Origin of the sequence: Algoriphagus zhangzhouensis (assembly GCF_900148515.1) — a bacterium.
GTDB classification, from domain to species: Bacteria; Bacteroidota; Bacteroidia; order Cytophagales; family Cyclobacteriaceae; genus Algoriphagus; species Algoriphagus zhangzhouensis.
On the sequence record NZ_FRXN01000007.1, the window covers coordinates 115279 to 130288 of the forward strand.

Annotated in this window: 14 protein-coding genes and 1 pseudogene; 5 read left to right on the forward strand and 10 right to left on the reverse strand. The window is 39.1% G+C overall.

Features of this window, described 5'->3' with window-relative positions; all coding sequences use genetic code 11:
* Positions 1 to 84: 84 nt before the first annotated feature.
* Positions 85 to 1728 (reverse strand): annotated as a pseudogene (locus BUF13_RS19905) (putative ABC exporter domain-containing protein).
* Positions 1721 to 2437: an ABC transporter ATP-binding protein gene (locus BUF13_RS19910; protein ID WP_073573586.1), complete on the reverse strand. Its 717-nt coding sequence runs from the start codon at positions 2435 to 2437 to the stop codon at positions 1721 to 1723. The pseudogene BUF13_RS19905 and the gene BUF13_RS19910 overlap by 8 nt, the downstream one beginning before the upstream one ends.
* A gap of 101 nt (positions 2438 to 2538) precedes the next feature.
* Between BUF13_RS19910 and BUF13_RS19915 the strand changes: the two genes are divergently transcribed.
* The gene (locus BUF13_RS19915) at positions 2539 to 3150 is read left to right on the forward strand and encodes a porin family protein (protein ID WP_073573619.1); all 612 of its coding nucleotides are present in this window, start codon (positions 2539 to 2541) and stop codon (positions 3148 to 3150) included.
* Between the two features lie 80 nt (positions 3151 to 3230).
* On the opposite strand, the gene BUF13_RS19920 is transcribed toward BUF13_RS19915, so the two are convergent.
* The 4 genes from BUF13_RS19920 to BUF13_RS19935 are packed head-to-tail and all read right to left on the reverse strand — an operon-like array spanning position 3231 to position 6759.
* Entirely contained in the window at positions 3231 to 4157 is a 927-nt protein-coding gene (locus BUF13_RS19920) for an aspartate carbamoyltransferase catalytic subunit (protein ID WP_073573587.1), read from the reverse strand.
* Positions 4158 to 4159: 2 nt separating this feature from the next.
* Positions 4160 to 4708 (reverse strand): bifunctional pyr operon transcriptional regulator/uracil phosphoribosyltransferase PyrR, encoded by a 549-nt coding sequence (pyrR, locus tag BUF13_RS19925; protein ID WP_073573588.1) that lies wholly within the window; start codon positions 4706 to 4708, stop codon positions 4160 to 4162.
* A gap of 33 nt (positions 4709 to 4741) precedes the next feature.
* Complete coding sequence (locus BUF13_RS19930; RefSeq protein ID WP_073573589.1) at positions 4742 to 6364, reverse strand: hypothetical protein; 1623 nt, start codon at positions 6362 to 6364, stop codon at positions 4742 to 4744.
* Positions 6361 to 6759 carry an EVE domain-containing protein gene (locus BUF13_RS19935; RefSeq protein WP_073573590.1) on the reverse strand — a complete coding sequence of 133 codons (399 nt, stop codon included), beginning with the start codon at positions 6757 to 6759 and terminating at the stop codon, positions 6361 to 6363. Before BUF13_RS19935 ends, BUF13_RS19930 begins: the two co-directional genes overlap by 4 nt.
* Positions 6760 to 6906: 147 nt before the next feature.
* Between BUF13_RS19935 and BUF13_RS19940 the strand changes: the two genes are divergently transcribed.
* From BUF13_RS19940 to BUF13_RS19950, 3 genes are all read left to right on the forward strand, one after another.
* Positions 6907 to 8598, forward strand: coding sequence for a DNA polymerase/3'-5' exonuclease PolX (locus BUF13_RS19940; RefSeq protein WP_073573620.1), 1692 nt, complete (start codon positions 6907 to 6909; stop codon positions 8596 to 8598).
* A gap of 79 nt (positions 8599 to 8677) precedes the next feature.
* Entirely contained in the window at positions 8678 to 8965 is a 288-nt protein-coding gene (locus BUF13_RS19945) for a hypothetical protein (RefSeq protein WP_073573591.1), read from the forward strand.
* Positions 8966 to 9027: 62 nt separating this feature from the next.
* A complete protein-coding gene (locus tag BUF13_RS19950; RefSeq protein ID WP_073573592.1) occupies positions 9028 to 9501 on the forward strand; it encodes a hypothetical protein in 474 nt (157 codons plus the stop codon).
* Between the two features lie 73 nt (positions 9502 to 9574).
* Here BUF13_RS19950 and BUF13_RS19955 read toward each other — a convergent pair whose 3' ends face one another.
* The 4 genes from BUF13_RS19955 to BUF13_RS20565 form a co-directional block, all read right to left on the reverse strand.
* Positions 9575 to 12109, reverse strand: a complete 2535-nt coding sequence (locus tag BUF13_RS19955; RefSeq protein ID WP_073573593.1) for an ATP-dependent Clp protease ATP-binding subunit — start codon at positions 12107 to 12109, stop codon at positions 9575 to 9577.
* An 81-nt stretch (positions 12110 to 12190) separates the two neighbouring features.
* Positions 12191 to 12814, reverse strand: a complete 624-nt coding sequence (locus BUF13_RS19960; RefSeq protein WP_073573594.1) for a WbqC family protein — start codon at positions 12812 to 12814, stop codon at positions 12191 to 12193.
* Positions 12815 to 12834: 20 nt separating this feature from the next.
* Positions 12835 to 13464, reverse strand: coding sequence for an L-threonylcarbamoyladenylate synthase (locus BUF13_RS20560; RefSeq protein WP_073573595.1), 630 nt, complete (start codon positions 13462 to 13464; stop codon positions 12835 to 12837).
* A gap of 12 nt (positions 13465 to 13476) precedes the next feature.
* Entirely contained in the window at positions 13477 to 13890 is a 414-nt protein-coding gene (locus BUF13_RS20565) for a (deoxy)nucleoside triphosphate pyrophosphohydrolase (protein WP_073573596.1), read from the reverse strand.
* A 75-nt stretch (positions 13891 to 13965) separates the two neighbouring features.
* On the opposite strand from BUF13_RS20565, the gene mltG reads away from it, so the two are divergent.
* On the forward strand, positions 13966 to 15009 hold the full coding sequence (gene mltG / locus BUF13_RS19975) for an endolytic transglycosylase MltG (protein ID WP_073573597.1): 1044 nt from the start codon (positions 13966 to 13968) through the stop codon (positions 15007 to 15009).
* Position 15010 lies beyond the last annotated feature (1 nt).

Consider the following 15010-nt stretch of genomic DNA (forward strand, 5'->3'; position numbering starts at 1 on the left):
GCTCAAAATTAGAGAAATTTCTTATCCCTCTAGCTTCAAACTTCTCAATTCTCCAGAAAATTCCATTTGGTATTCCTATGTCAGCTAAGAAACCTCTTTAAACTCCAACCGGCTCAAAATATCCAGCAAAACATGAATCAAAATCCCAGCTACGATATTTAAGCCTACCACAAAAGTCAATAATGTCCACACAAACTGGTTTGTAAGAATAAAAATGATCACCGCAAAAACAATCGTGGGAATAATTCCAAAAAGGAAAACTCCTCCTATCAGCACGGGTTTGATCAGTTTTTGATCCCATCCTTCTTCTAATCCGATCTTTGGAATCATGTTTATGGATAAACCAGTCATATAAGCCAAAAAGATGGCAATCGGAAATATTGGAATCAAAGCCCAGTGAAGACCTGCGATTAATACCGCTGGAACTATCAAAACAATTGAAAACAAGGTAATCTGCATCAGATCTAATTTGATAATGTTCCATAGTTTGGATGACCAACTGGCAGGGATCAAAAAGAAATAAGGCTTTCGCAAATCTCCTATGCTTGCTCGACTAATACCTGACAAGAAATAAAACCCGATCAATATCAAAATATAGACATTGAGGATTTTGTGAGAAAACCAGTCAAAATTCGAAAGTACGGCAAATACAACTCCCAATATCACCATCACCAAACTATAAATCCCAAAGAGAGGGTGGAAATCTTGCCTGCTAGAATGGACATAACTTCTCCAATAAAACGCTTTGGCTCCAATTCCAAAATCTGGTAAGGCCAACTGTTTTTTGGAATTGAAACTAAAATTACCCTCAGAAACTTCCTTCTTACCTTTTGCTTTCTGCTGCTGCTCTTCATTGGATTTGGTAGCCTCCAGCACATCTTCATAGTAATACCCAGCGGAATCCAAGACTAACCGAAGCACTACGAAATAACCAACAACATAAAGCCCTGCAAATGCCATAGACAAAATCCAGTTGCCATGAGCAAGGAAACTCATAATTCCTCGGCTCCAGCCTACAATTGGAAAAAAGTCAAACCAGGACGAAGAAATCCAAGAAAACATTCCTTGCCAAAACTTCTCTGCCATCAAACCGGGAATCAAAATCATCGCACCTAGCAAAATTGCAAGAACAATGACTCCATTCTTGATATAATCCATCACACCATATTTCGTATGGAGGGTGTAAATCAAAAATCTTAAGGGAGAGATCATGAAAAAGAACAGGGAAAACCCAAGCATCAGAAACAGGATATTCGAAGCACTTAGATCAATCTTGTCTGCCATCTGACTAGCGCCATAAATAATAAAAAGCAAACTCCCCCCAAGTGCTGGAAGAATCGACCTTCCCATGTAATAAATCAACAAGTTCTCTGGCTTTACTGGAGAAGGAAAAAGCAAATTGACATCTGCCATTTTAAAAAAGCTGACATTCTTTTACGTTGCTCGATAAAGCTGATAGATCAGAAAGCCCAAAGCCAAGACTGTAATCCCTCCTAGAATATTTTGCAATGCAAAATCTACTTGTGGAAGTCCATGGACATCAAACTCTGGAATCTGATCAGACAATCCATCCTCATCTCTCCTTTTCATCCTCATCGAATAGATAAAGAAAAAATACCCAACCAATACGGCATATGGAATTAACCGAAGAGGATTTCTAAGAATTAAAAGCAGGTTGTTTTTGAGAATCCAGAGGTCTTTTCTCAAAAGCAATTTGATCTCATACATCTTTTGTCAATTCTAAAAATATATCCTCCAAACTTTCATTTTCATCATTGACGAATTGCTCTTTCAAGTTCGAAATAGTGTCATTTCCCAAGATATTTCCATCTTTCAAAATCATGATTCTATCAGCAATCGTTTCAACGGAATCGATCAAATGAGTACTCACTAAAATGGTCTTACCAGCTTCTTTCAGCTCTTTAAAAATCCGCTTCGTATTTTTTATCGCCTTGGGATCCAAGCCAATCATCGGCTCATCAAAGAATAAAAGCTGTGGATCTGGAAGAAGTGCGCAGCAAATCGAAACCTTCTGCTTCATACCTTTTGAAAGATCTCTACCCAGTTTATTGGCCTTATCCGTCAAATCATAAATCTCCAACAATTCCCCTCCCCGCTCTTTCCAATTTTTGACTCCATAGGCTTGAGCGATGAATTGCAAATGCTCCTGAACAGTCAGTAAGTCATAGACATAAGGAGTCTCGGGAATGAAAGAAAAAAGCTTTTTTGCCTCCACGGAAAGATGGTCATACCCACCAATCGTAATTTCACCTGAGGTTTTTCTGAGTAGTCCAACAATACATTTCATGGTTGTACTCTTTCCCGCACCATTTGGGCCAAGCAATCCAACTACTTCGCCACCATCCAATTGAAATGAAATGTTATTTACAGCGTTTTGTTTACCATAACGCTTTACCAAGTTGCTTACATTCAGCATAGAATCTATTTTGATTCTAAACTAATGCTCAAAATTGGAATTTGACATATTTGGAACCTTTTTTGAGAAAAGGAGAAAAAACAAAATTAACCCTAAACGATATGAAAAAGTTACTGCTTACACTTGTCATTGCTGCTATAGCACAAGTGACTTTCGCCCAGCAATCAGGCAGATTTCGAATGGGATTGGATCTAGGTCCAGCTATTCCTAAAGGAGGCGGAATTGGAGCATTAGTCAACTTAGAACCCAAAATCAATATTTCCAACAATATGAATGTAGGTATCCGATTTGGAGTCGCAGCTTTGGCAAAAGATGTTACCTATTATGACGTTTCAGAAGATTATGAAGGAGAAGTGTCAGCGAATGCGTCTATTGCTGGAACTTTTGATTATTATTTCAATAATGGCGGCAGCAACTTTGCACCTTATATAGGAGCAGGTTTTGGCTATTATACTTTGAGCTCCGTTGAGTTTGACTCTTCTGTAATTGACGATCCTGATACCATTGGAAATTTAGAAGCATCCTTTAAATGGGGTCCAATGGTCAGAGCTGGTATCGAACTAGGTAAATTCAGAATGGGTGCAGAATACAATTTTGTTCCACCAAGTGACCTCCAAAACACAAGTGGAGATGTGATCGGCGAGGCAATCAACCAATACTTCGGCTTTACTTTTGGTTTTTATGTCGGCGGTGGAAGATGGAGAGGAATATGATTTGAGAATTGAAATCAAAAAAAATGGCTGTTGAACGAATTGGTACAACAGCCGTTTTTTTTTATTCAAGCCTCTCTTTTTTAGTTTTTGGCTCCAGCCAAAAGATATAGAACAGCCATCCGAACTGCCACACCATTCTGGACCTGTTCCAAAATGATGGAATGCTCCGAATCAGCTACATCTGAGGATAATTCAACTCCCCTATTGATCGGGCCAGGGTGCATGATTACAATTTCTTTGTCCAATTCATCCAACATCTTTTTATTCACTCCATAGTAAAGAGAGTACTCCCTCAAGCTTGGGAAATATTTGATTTGCTGTCTTTCCAATTGGATTCTAAGCACATTGGCTACATCACACCATTGCAATGCTTTTTTCACATCCAATTCAACTTTGACACCAAGGCTTTCGATATGCTTTGGCAAAAGAGTGATCGGACCACAAACCATTACCTCGGCTCCCATTTTCTGAAGGCAGAAAATATTGGAAAGTGCCACTCGTGAATGAAGAATATCTCCAATGATCGCCACTTTCTTTCCTGCTAGATCTCCTAACTTTTCACGAATAGAAAATGAATCCAACAATGCCTGAGTAGGGTGCTCATGCGTTCCATCTCCTGCATTGACGATATTGGCTTTCACATTTTTTGAAAGGAAATGAGGCGCTCCTGGACTGCTATGTCTCATCACCACCATATCCACTTTCATGGAAAGAATATTATTGACAGTATCCACTAAGGTTTCTCCCTTTTTCACAGAACTATTGCTGGAGGAAAAGTTGATCACATCAGCGGAAAGTCTTTTCTCCGCCAACTCAAATGACAATCTTGTCCTAGTGGAGTTTTCAAAAAAGACATTGGCAATCGTGATATCGCGAAGTGAAGGCACTTTTTTGATCGGTCGATTGATCACCTCTTTGAAGTTGGCCGCTGTATCAAGAATCAAATTAATATCCTCTGGCGTGAGATCTTTGATTCCTAATAGATGGCGAGTACTGAGTTGTGACATGTTTAGCTTTTAACTTTCTCTGTGATCCAAACTGCGTCTTGTTCCTGACCTTGGTTGGCCCATTCTACCAGAACATATTGACTATCCAAGGTATTGACCCGAATACCAAAATAGTCTGGCATTATCGGATAATCTCTGGTCAATTTTCGATCAACCAAAACCATTAATTCCACTTTCTGAGGTCTACCAAAGGCAATCATAGCATCCATGGCAGCACGAACTGATCTTCCTTTGTACAACACATCATCGACAAGGATTACCTTTTTGCCCTCTACTAAAAAATCTATCTTGGTTTCATTGGCTTTCAGAGGAAAGTCTCTCCTGCGAAAGTCATCTCGGTGAAATGTAGCATCCAAATACCCAAATGGAACCTTGATGCCTGAAATTTCTTCCAAAACAGGGGCTAATTGGTCCAATAGGATACTACCTCTAGGCTGAAGACCAAGAAGTACGGTATTCTCAAAATTATCGTGATTTTCGATCAGTTGATGGCAAAACCTTCTGAGAATGATGCCAATCTGTTGCTGATCTAAGACAAGGCGTTTTTGCATGGATCTGATTTGCGCGTAAATATAAAAATAATTCTACTCGGGACTTTGCTCAGGGTCATACAAATCTCCTGCAACCAAAACTTTGCTTAGAAAAAACACCTCTCTGGTTGCCCCTGATCCATCCTCTTTTTGATATCTGATTCTTTGTGTTCCACTCAAAAGGAAATAGCGATCATACCAATGAACAATACTTAGAGTTTCCATATTGTTTTCAGCAATCCGCTCATTTTCTTCAGGTAATTCAAATGCCACTTCTAGATTATCGAAGATTCTTTCTCCATTTTTGAAATAGGCCAATCTGATTTTATCATTTCTCACATAGGCATGATAAAACTCGTTACCTACAACTGCCACATCCCCAAAAGGAACCCGAACATCAGTATTCAATCCATCATAAGTGGCTGAGTTATCCCAAATCACCTGTCCTTCAGGTCCAATTTTGGCGAAGTGTGCAGAAATGTAACTGTATTCAGTCTGGTAAGCGAATGATTGGGGCATACCATACCTAGTTGAGTTGAAAACTGGATCACTGATAGATTGAGCGCTATTAAGTCGATCTAATCGATCGTATCGATACATACTGGTTGGAGAGTACGGGCTTCTGTATCCTCCACGGTTATTGACAATATTAAAATGATCGAAATAAACATAATAACCGTCAGGTCCCTGAAAAGCCTCGCGAATAGCATACACATTCCGAATACTCGGAACTTTATCTCTTTCAACCTCTTTCAAAACTTCTTTCTCTCTTCTTTCCTTAGGCCTGTCCTCGAGATAATTGTAAAAATTTGGAAAATCCTCCAAAGTGTAAAGTTTGGTATCATACTCTCCGAACTCATTAATATCCATCAGAAACATACCCTGATAAGCATCTCTTCTCTCTAATCCGAAAGAGCCTATCACAGTTTGTCTATAGTTCTGCATTGGAAGCATCAAGGCATCCATTATTTCCTGATCCGGCTCTCCAAACTCATCGATTTTTATTTCTCTCAATAAATTCCCTGTAAGATCATAAGTATTGACACTGATTTCTCTTTCTCGATATTGACCTTTTCTGCTGATGATCACCTCGAATGCTTCGATTTCAGGCATTTTTCGGATTTGCAAAATATGGGTATTGTTCCCATAGATTCCTTGAATAGTCTGGGTGCTTTTATTGTCCAAATCATAAACCTGAACTGCCGGTCTGGAATCCGCAGCTCCCATCACGATCACACTATTTCCCTGAACAAGAAATTCTGCCAACTCCATTGCCAATAGGTTATTCAGAGAATATTCGAAACCTTTCTGATTCGTTAAATTGATCTTGAGAACATACTTATCAGAACCAAGTGTGGTACCTTTTTGAAATAAGATATAAAGAAAATCTCCGTCCAAATCATAGCCAATCATGTCGAAACCATCTTTGATTGGCAATTCAATAATTCCTTGAGTGTTGAGATCCTTGTCGGTTAAAAAATACTGTAAAACCCGATTGCTGCTGAACGCCTTTTTTATCAAAGTTCTGAAAGACACGAGTCCATCATCCCTCCTAACTATCTCAAACAAAGGGTCAAAATAATCTGTCTCGACTTCAAACCTTGACTCAAACTCAACCTGAGCATGAAGTTCTATGGTCAAAAACAGCAACAGAAAACATCCTATAAAGCGCTTCATAGTGACATCTTAGTTATCAATTCAAATTCTTCTTTACTCATAGGCAGCACAGACAACCTACTTTGCTTAAGCATGGGAAGTTCGGACAATTGATCTTCTTCTTTAATCTGAGCCAGTGTTACAGGATTATTCAAAGGGTGGTCCACTTTCAAATTTACTGCAGTCCATGCTTCGTCTTTTGGATCTGGAAATCCAGAAGCAGAAACTTCTGCCACACCAACCACTGCCTTTTCTTTTCCACTGTGATAAAACATCACTTTGTCCCCTACCTCCATGGATCTTAAAAAATTTCTGGCTTGATAATTTCGAACACCATCCCAAACATCTTCACCGACTTTTTCAAAGTCAGACCAAGAATAGGAATTCGGTTCGCTTTTCACCATCCAATATTGCATAGCTCTTTTATTTTGGTTTATTGTTCAATTAACAAATCGCTGGGAGAAATGATCCTTGACTTTTGACATAAGTTACCCCTTCGCTCTTTAATTTGAAACATTATTTCCCCACATTTGTCTCTAAGGTATAACGAAAAAATAGAAATTTTGGACCACAAAACCATCCTGAAGAAATTAAAGCTCTGCATACAACTGATGGAGCTTCATGATGAAAACTCTTTCAAAATTAGGAGCTACCAATCCGCTTTGAATTCCTTGGAAAGGGGAGAAGCAAACATCATGGAATTAAGCGATAGCGATTTAGCAAAAATCAATGGTGTTGGAAAAAGTATTCAGGAGGCCATTATTTCACTTAAACAGACGGAGTCTTTCCCTCTTTTGGATGAATTGATTTCTAAAACTCCTGAGGGAATTCTAGAGGTTCTTCAGATCAAGGGATTAGGTCCCAAAAAAGTAAAAACCCTGTGGACTGAACTGGGTATCACTTCCACCCATGAATTGATGGAAGCTTGCCAAAGTGGAAAAGTGGCCAAAATCAAAGGATTTGGAGAAAAAACTCAGGACTCCATTATCCAAAATCTTGAGTTTAAAGCTTCAAACTCTGGAAAGTGGCTTTATGCTGATATCGAAGAAACATTAGAATCACTTACAAAAGTGATTGAGGAAAAAGTAGTAAACGTTCAGATTGCCCTTGTTGGAGAGTTTGCCCGAAAAATGGAAATCATCTCCCAAGCAGAGTGGTTGATTGGAAGTCAAGATTCCAAAATCAAATCTTTAATTCAAGAAGACTCAACTTTCGAAGTTGACAAAAGCCAATCTGGTCCATTCACATTAAGAGGGAAACTGAAGGACTTTGATTTAAGCTTTGCCATTTACTTCACTAGTCCTGACCAGTTCGCAGCAAAGAAATATGCGCTTTCCGCTTCACCTTTACATTTGCAAACACTAGTAGACGACAAAGAAAGCATTGCTACTAAACTCCAAAAAGTGGATTTTGGGAACGAAAAGGAGTTTTTCTCGAAACTGGAAATGCAATATATCCCAGTAGAAATGAGAGAGGGCTATGATGAAGTGGCACTTGCCAAAGAGGATAAAATCCCTGCGCTTTTAGAAGAAAGCGATTTGAAAGGAATCCTCCACAATCACTCCACCTATAGTGATGGAAAACATACCTTGCGCCAAATGGCAGAGGCATGCAGGGATCTAGGCTATGAATATTTGGGTATCTCGGATCACTCAAGAACTGCTTTCTACGCAGGAGGATTAGATATTGAAGCTGTTGAAAAACAACACCAAGAAATTGATGAATTGAATAAAGAAATGGCTCCATTTAAGATTTTCAAAGGAATTGAGTCAGACATCTTAGCAGATGGAAGCCTTGACTATCCTGAGGAAACTCTTAAAAGCTTCGACTTTATCGTCTCCTCAGTCCACTCAATTTTGAATATGGACATCAAACGGGCTACTAGCCGATTGGTCACCGCAATTGAGAATCCTTATACAACTATTTTAGGACACCCAACAGGACGTTTACTTTTAAGAAGAGAAGGCTATCCGATTGATCACAAAACCGTCATTGATGCCTGTGCAAAACATGGAGTAGTCATTGAAATCAATGCAAATCCTTGGAGACTGGACTTAGATTGGCGATGGGTCAGATATGCCATGGAGCAAGGTGTAAAACTTTCTATCAACCCAGATGCCCATGAAATTGACGGGTATGGCGATATGAAGTATGGTGTTTTGGTTGGAAGAAAAGGAGGCTTAACCAAAGAAATGACCTTAAACGCTCTTAGTCTTTCCGAGATAGAAACCTATTTCACTGGCCGACGAAAATGATATTCAGGAAACTCGGACCTCATAAAACCGAGTTTCCAATTTCAAAGCCCTATCTTCGCACAAATTAAAAATCAAGCTCATGAAATGGACTGATAAGCCCAATGCTGTTTTATTACAACGTTCATTCCTTTTTGGAATTACTGGGATCGTCTTGGGCACTCTTTCTATTTTAAATACAAACCTTCATTTACTGAACGCTCCTATGGGTCCACTAAATGGAGTTTCCATGTTGCTTCAATTTTTTGGAATTGGACTTTCCATTATGGTTTTGAGAAAAAGAAAAGTCCCCAAGGAAGAGCAAGAAAAAGCAAAAGTGATGACAATGGTCTTGGTTGTATCGCTTCTATTTTTCATCCTTACAGTCTAATTCAAAGAATTTTAGAACATTTTCAGAAAGTGGGTCGTAAGATTTCAAAAACTAAACCCACTATGAAAAAAGTATTCTTTATCGCAGGGATTATTACCCTTAGCATATCCTCCCTTTTTGCCCAAGAAACTGAAAGTAAGGCATCCTATCCGGGAGAATTTAAAATCATCACAGTAGTAGAATCTATTGTACCTATGGGAATGGGCAGATCTAGAATCATTGATTCCCAAACCGAGGTAGATGCCAATTTATTTGCAACCGATAGGACTGACGGTAAAAAAAGTGATCAAAATGAAATCAGCAGAAAAGATATCAAAATTGATGAATTGGAAGAAACCAAGTTGCTAAATTTCTTCAGTGCGACAGGTATCAATTTTCAGAATATTGCATCCAATGATGCCATGATCTCTTCAAAAATCAATTCAATGATTGTGCAAGGATGGAAATTAACCTATGTGACTTCAGGAGTTGAGAGCAACTCTGGAGCTGAAGATGGACAGGGAATTTTCATTACTCGTTTATTCTTTTCCAGATAGAATTTCAAAAGTTGAAACAAAAAAAACCGAAGCTCTTATGCCTCGGTTTTTTCATTTATAGTCACTTTAATATTTACTCTTCTGCTTTTTCTTTCTTCTTAACAGTAATGGTTAACTCAGAACCTTCACCATCATAATCAGCAGTGATGACATCACCTTCAGACAGATCTCCTTTTAGGATTTCCTCTGCTACAGCATCCTCCAGATATTTCTGAATTGCTCTATTCAAAGGTCTAGCTCCATATTGCTGATCGTAGCCTTTTTCTGATAAGAAGCCTTTCGCTTTATCAGTAAGCTCGATTTTGTATCCCAAATCAGTGATTCGGCTAAACAACTTCGCCAATGAAATATCGATGATTTTGTAGATATCTTCTTTTTCCAAGGAATTGAAGACAACCACATCATCTAATCTGTTCAAGAATTCAGGACTGAAGGCTTTCTTCAAAGCGGACTGAATAGTAGACTTCATGATTTCGTCCATATTGTCCTTCTTGGCTTTGTTCGCAAAACCAATTCCAGCACCGAAATCTTTCAAATCTCTTACCCCAATATTGGAGGTCATGATGATTATGGTATTTCTGAAATCAACTCTTCTACCCAACCCATCGGTCAAGATTCCATCGTCTAATACTTGCAATAGAATATTGAAGACATCCGGGTGAGCTTTTTCGATCTCATCCAACAAGACTACAGAATATGGCTTTCTTCTAACTTTTTCTGTAAGCTGACCGCCTTCTTCATAACCAACATATCCCGGAGGTGCTCCTACCAATCGAGATACAGAGAATTTCTCCATGTATTCAGACATATCAATTCTGATCAAGGAATCTTCTTTATCGAAAAGATAGGTTGCCAACATCTTGGCCAATTCTGTTTTACCCACACCAGTTGGTCCTAAGAAAATAAAGGAACCAATAGGCTTTTTAGGATCTTTCAATCCTACTCGAGTTCTCTGAATTGCTTTTGTAAGTTTTTTAATTGCTTCATCCTGACCGATCACTTTACCTGAAAGTTCATCGCTCATATTTAGCAACTTAGCACCTTCGTTTTGAGCGATTCTTTTGGCAGGAATACCTGTCATCATCGCGATTACTTCGGCTACACTATCCTCATCTACTGTGAATCTCTTGGACTTGCTTTCCTCTTCCCAACGGGTTTTGGCCAATTCCAATTGCTCCAAAAGTTTCTTTTCCTTATCTCTCAACTGGGCAGCTTCCTCATACTTTTGAGATTTAACCACACGGTTTTTCTCAGTTTTGATATCTTCTACTTCAGCTTCCAGCTTTAGGATATCCTCTGGAACGTGGATGTTATTGATATGAACTCTTGCTCCAGCTTCATCCAGAATATCAATTGCCTTATCTGGCAAGAATCTGTCAGAGATATAACGGTCTGACAATTTCACACAAGCTTCGATTGCTTCCTCAGTGTAATTTACATTGTGGTGATCCTCGTACTTGTCTTTGATATTGTGAAGGATTTGGATTGTCTCTTCTGGGGAAGTAGCATCTACCATCACCATCTGGAATCGACGTGCCAAAGCTCCATCCTTTTCGATGTATTGACGGTATTCATCCAAAGTCGTCGCTCCGATACATTGGATTTCTCCACGTGCCAAAGCTGGCTTGAACATATTTGAAGCATCCAAAGATCCGGAAGCTCCACCTGCTCCTACAATTGTATGAAGTTCGTCGATAAACAGAATGACATTTGGAGACTTTTCAAGCTCGTTCATCACAGCCTTCATTCTCTCCTCAAATTGTCCTCTGTATTTGGTCCCTGCTACTAATGAAGCAAGATCCAAAGTCACCACGCGCTTATTAAATAAGACACGTGACACTTTTTTCTGTACAATTCTCAATGCCAAACCTTCAGCAATGGCAGTTTTACCAACACCAGGTTCACCAATAAGAATTGGGTTGTTTTTCTTTCTTCGTGAAAGTATCTGAGCGACACGCTCAATTTCCTTTTCTCTTCCAATGATTGGATCCAACTTATCTTCTTCAGCCATTTTGGTCAAATCCCTACCAAAGTTATCCAACACTGGTGTTCGGGATTTTTCGGCTCCGGCTTTAGATGATCCGGAACCACCGCTTGGAGACCCAAATAGTTTAGAACCATCATCATCCGAATCCTCGGCCTCAGCTTTGGACTTCGGAGCAGCACCAGGGTCAGACTGCATTTCAAGCATATCTTTCACCGCTTCGTAATTGATATCAAATTTATTCAAAATCTGAGTAGCGATATTCTCCTCGTCTCTCAAAATTGATAACAATAAATGCTCTGTTCCGATCAATTGGCTTTTGAAGATTTTGGCCTCCAAATAAGTTATCTTCAACACCTTCTCTGACTGTCTAGTCAAAGGGATATTGGCCATGTTTTTCACATTGTGGTTGGCTGTACCTTTCACTGCTCTTTCGATGGCAGTTCTAAGTTCATCCAGAGGCACACCCAATTTCTTAAGAATGGAAACAGCTACACCTTCTCCTTCACGAATCATTCCCAACAAGAGATGCTCTGTGCCAATATAATCATGCCCCAGTCGAAGCGCTTCCTCGCGACTGAGAGAGATCACCTCTTTGACTCTGTTCGAAAATTTTGCTTCCATTTATTTCCTTTCTGATTGTTAAATAATCCTTTACGTTATTTACCGAATTTGTTTTAAAAACACAATTCTTTTAACGATTGTTCAGTCTTTTTTTATTGACTTTGTAAGAATGTTTTTGGCGGAAGGCCCCTCACAAAATAATAAATCCAGAACTGAAAGGTTTGGTTCAAAGTCTAAGCCAAAAAGCTGGGTATAGGCAAAAGGAGTATAGATTCCTCTTTCAGCAAAAGGTATAGATGGGGATATCATGCCCCTGAGGTCAATTTCAGGCCTTATTCCATCCCACGACTCTACTACCTCCAATTTGACAGGCAGCTGAAGAAACTTAAGACAGATTGTCATAAGTTCTAGATTCAGATCCCAAAGAGTCGGAATTTCCTTTTCATAAATAGCTTCAATTTCGGGAAAGAAATATTCGAAAAAAGGAGCTTTTCCATAAGCGCTCTGGAGGCCTCTCAAGTGATTTTGAAGCCACTTTTGCTTGTAATCAATTTGGATTTTTCTCAATGGAATTCTAGGCCTTCTTCCGATTACAGGAATCGACAAAGTTTCAACCTTATTACTGAGCAAAATCTGAGTTCGGTTGAAAAAAGATTTCCTCTGGTAGTAATCGTTTGGATTCAATAAAATTTGATCTGAGTCCAAAACTGAAGCAAAGAACTCCAGATTGGGTAAATAGAACAGATCTGCAGCTACACTTTTCAAATACGAGCTTATTTAATTTCTTATACTATATCCTCTAACTGACCTAAACCCTCACGAATCAATTCCACCTCTTCGCCGGTACAATCCAATACTGTCGAAGCTACATTTTGGCCATATCCACCATCAATTACTACATCTACCAGATGTTGATATTTTTCAAAAATCAACTCAGGATCTGTGCTATATTCCACCACATCATCTTCATCATGAATGGAAGTTGTCAAGATTGGCTGACCAAGCTCCTGCACAAGCATTCGGGGAACATTATGATTGGGGATTCTGATTCCAATTGTTTTTTTACTCATTTGAAGGATTTTTGGAACCTGAGAACTCGCTTCCAAAATAAAGGTAAAAGGACCTGGAAATGCCTTTTTCATCATCTTGAAGACAGGTTTGGTGATCACTCGTGTGTATTGAGCTATATCACTTAAGTCCGCGCAGATAAATGAGAACTTATGTTTTTTAGGATTGATTCCCTTGATTTTGGCAATCCGCTCCACAGCCCGCTGATTGGTAATATCGCATCCCATTCCATAAACCGTATCAGTGGGATAGATCACTACTCCCCCATTTCTAAGGATTTCAGCTATTTCCCGAATCCTTCTGGGATCAGGATTTTCTTCATACAATCGGATAAACTCAGCTGGCATTTTTTAATAGATTTAATCAGTAATCAATTCAGTCCAATTCTCTTTCAAATATTGAACAATTGGAATATCTGCAATCGCCCAATTTACCTCAAAAAGTTCGTTAACTCCTAGCCAGAGGTATTTATCATGCTCTAGCAAAGTGATTTCTCCACTATTAATTTGAGCTAAAAACGGAATCAATTGAATGGTTATTCCTTCAATATAAGAGTGTTCTGATAGAGGAAGTTCATTACCGATCTGGATTTTCAAATTCAATTCCTCCAAAATCTCTCTTTGCAAACATTGTTGAGCACTTTCAGCTTTTTCGACCTTTCCACCGGGGAACTCCCAAAATCCAGCCAAAGGCATTTGAGGTGAACGTCGAACAGCCAGAATTTTATCCTGAAAAAATATCACAGCACAGGAAACGGGGATGATTTTATTCATTCTGAATTTTGAAAATGGTTAGAGCAAACTTAAAAAATAAAGAATTGGGATGCTTTTCTTATTTTTGACCCCACTATGCTAGCCGACAAAAAGAAAAAACTACTTCTCGTTCTGATTATCGCCTTCTCGGTTTTGGGTATCTCTATGACCTTTTACTTCTATCAGGTCTTTTTCAGCCCAAATGTTTTGCTAGAATCCGAGCAGCCAGTTGCGTTGAGAATCCCAAGCAATGCCAATTATAAATACGTGGCCAACAAACTCTATGAAGATCAGATCATTTCTGATGCGGTGAGTTTTGGTTTTGTTGCAAAAGTCCTAGACTATCAAGAATTGGTGAAACCGGGGCTATACACAATTAAGCCAGATATGACCAATCTGGAACTGGTTCGGCTACTTCGATCTGGAGATCAAACTCCAGTCAGGATTACATTCAATAATGTCCGAACCAAAGAGGATTTGGCTGAGAAAATCACAGCGAATTTGGAAATTGATTCTACTCAGTTTTTGAATATGATCCAGGATTCCGTCTACATTCGAAAATTTGATTTCGATGAAGAAACCATTATGAGCATGTTTATTCCAAATACCTATGAGGTGTGGTGGAATACAAGTCCTGAGGCTCTTTTTGACAGAATGTATCGTGAATACAATGATTTTTGGACTGACGCCAGAAAGGAAAAAGCAAAACAAATGGGCCTGAGTCAAAAGGAAGTTTCAACCTTGGCTAGCATTGTTCAGGCAGAGAGTCAAAAATCTGATGAAAGACCTCGAATTGCGGGAGTATATTTAAATAGACTTCGATTAAATATGCCGCTTCAGGCAGATCCAACTCTGGTTTTTGCCTTGGGAGACTTTTCTTTGAAGAGAGTATTGAATATCCATAAAGAAACTGAAAGCCCTTATAACACTTATAAGTATGCTGGACTTCCTCCAGGACCAATCAATTTGCCCGACATTAATTCTCTAGATGCTGTCTTGAATGCGGAAGATCATAAATATTTGTATTTCTGCGCAAAGGAGGATTTTTCAGGATATCATGCTTTCGCGACTAGTCTTGCTCAGCACAATGCCAATGCGAGGAGATATCAGGCAGCATTGAACCAAGCTAGAATTTTCTAAA

Coding starts and splice junctions, on each gene's coding strand:
- BUF13_RS19920 (WP_073573587.1), bottom strand. CDS start 4,157: ATGTCACAACTCAGTACTCGCCATCTATTAGGAATCAAAGATCTCACG.
- BUF13_RS19950 (WP_073573592.1), top strand. CDS start 9,028: ATGAAAAAAGTATTCTTTATCGCAGGGATTATTACCCTTAGCATATCC.
- BUF13_RS19955 (WP_073573593.1), bottom strand. CDS start 12,109: ATGGAAGCAAAATTTTCGAACAGAGTCAAAGAGGTGATCTCTCTCAGT.
- BUF13_RS20560 (WP_073573595.1), bottom strand. CDS start 13,464: ATGCCAGCTGAGTTTATCCGATTGTATGAAGAAAATCCTGATCCCAGA.
- BUF13_RS20565 (WP_073573596.1), bottom strand. CDS start 13,890: ATGAATAAAATCATCCCCGTTTCCTGTGCTGTGATATTTTTTCAGGAT.
- mltG (WP_073573597.1), top strand. CDS start 13,966: ATGCTAGCCGACAAAAAGAAAAAACTACTTCTCGTTCTGATTATCGCC.
- BUF13_RS19935 (WP_073573590.1), bottom strand. CDS start 6,759: ATGCAATATTGGATGGTGAAAAGCGAACCGAATTCCTATTCTTGGTCT.
- pyrR (WP_073573588.1), bottom strand. CDS start 4,708: ATGCAAAAACGCCTTGTCTTAGATCAGCAACAGATTGGCATCATTCTC.
- BUF13_RS19945 (WP_073573591.1), top strand. CDS start 8,678: ATGAAATGGACTGATAAGCCCAATGCTGTTTTATTACAACGTTCATTC.
- BUF13_RS19915 (WP_073573619.1), top strand. CDS start 2,539: ATGAAAAAGTTACTGCTTACACTTGTCATTGCTGCTATAGCACAAGTG.
- BUF13_RS19910 (WP_073573586.1), bottom strand. CDS start 2,437: ATGCTGAATGTAAGCAACTTGGTAAAGCGTTATGGTAAACAAAACGCT.
- BUF13_RS19930 (WP_073573589.1), bottom strand. CDS start 6,364: ATGAAGCGCTTTATAGGATGTTTTCTGTTGCTGTTTTTGACCATAGAA.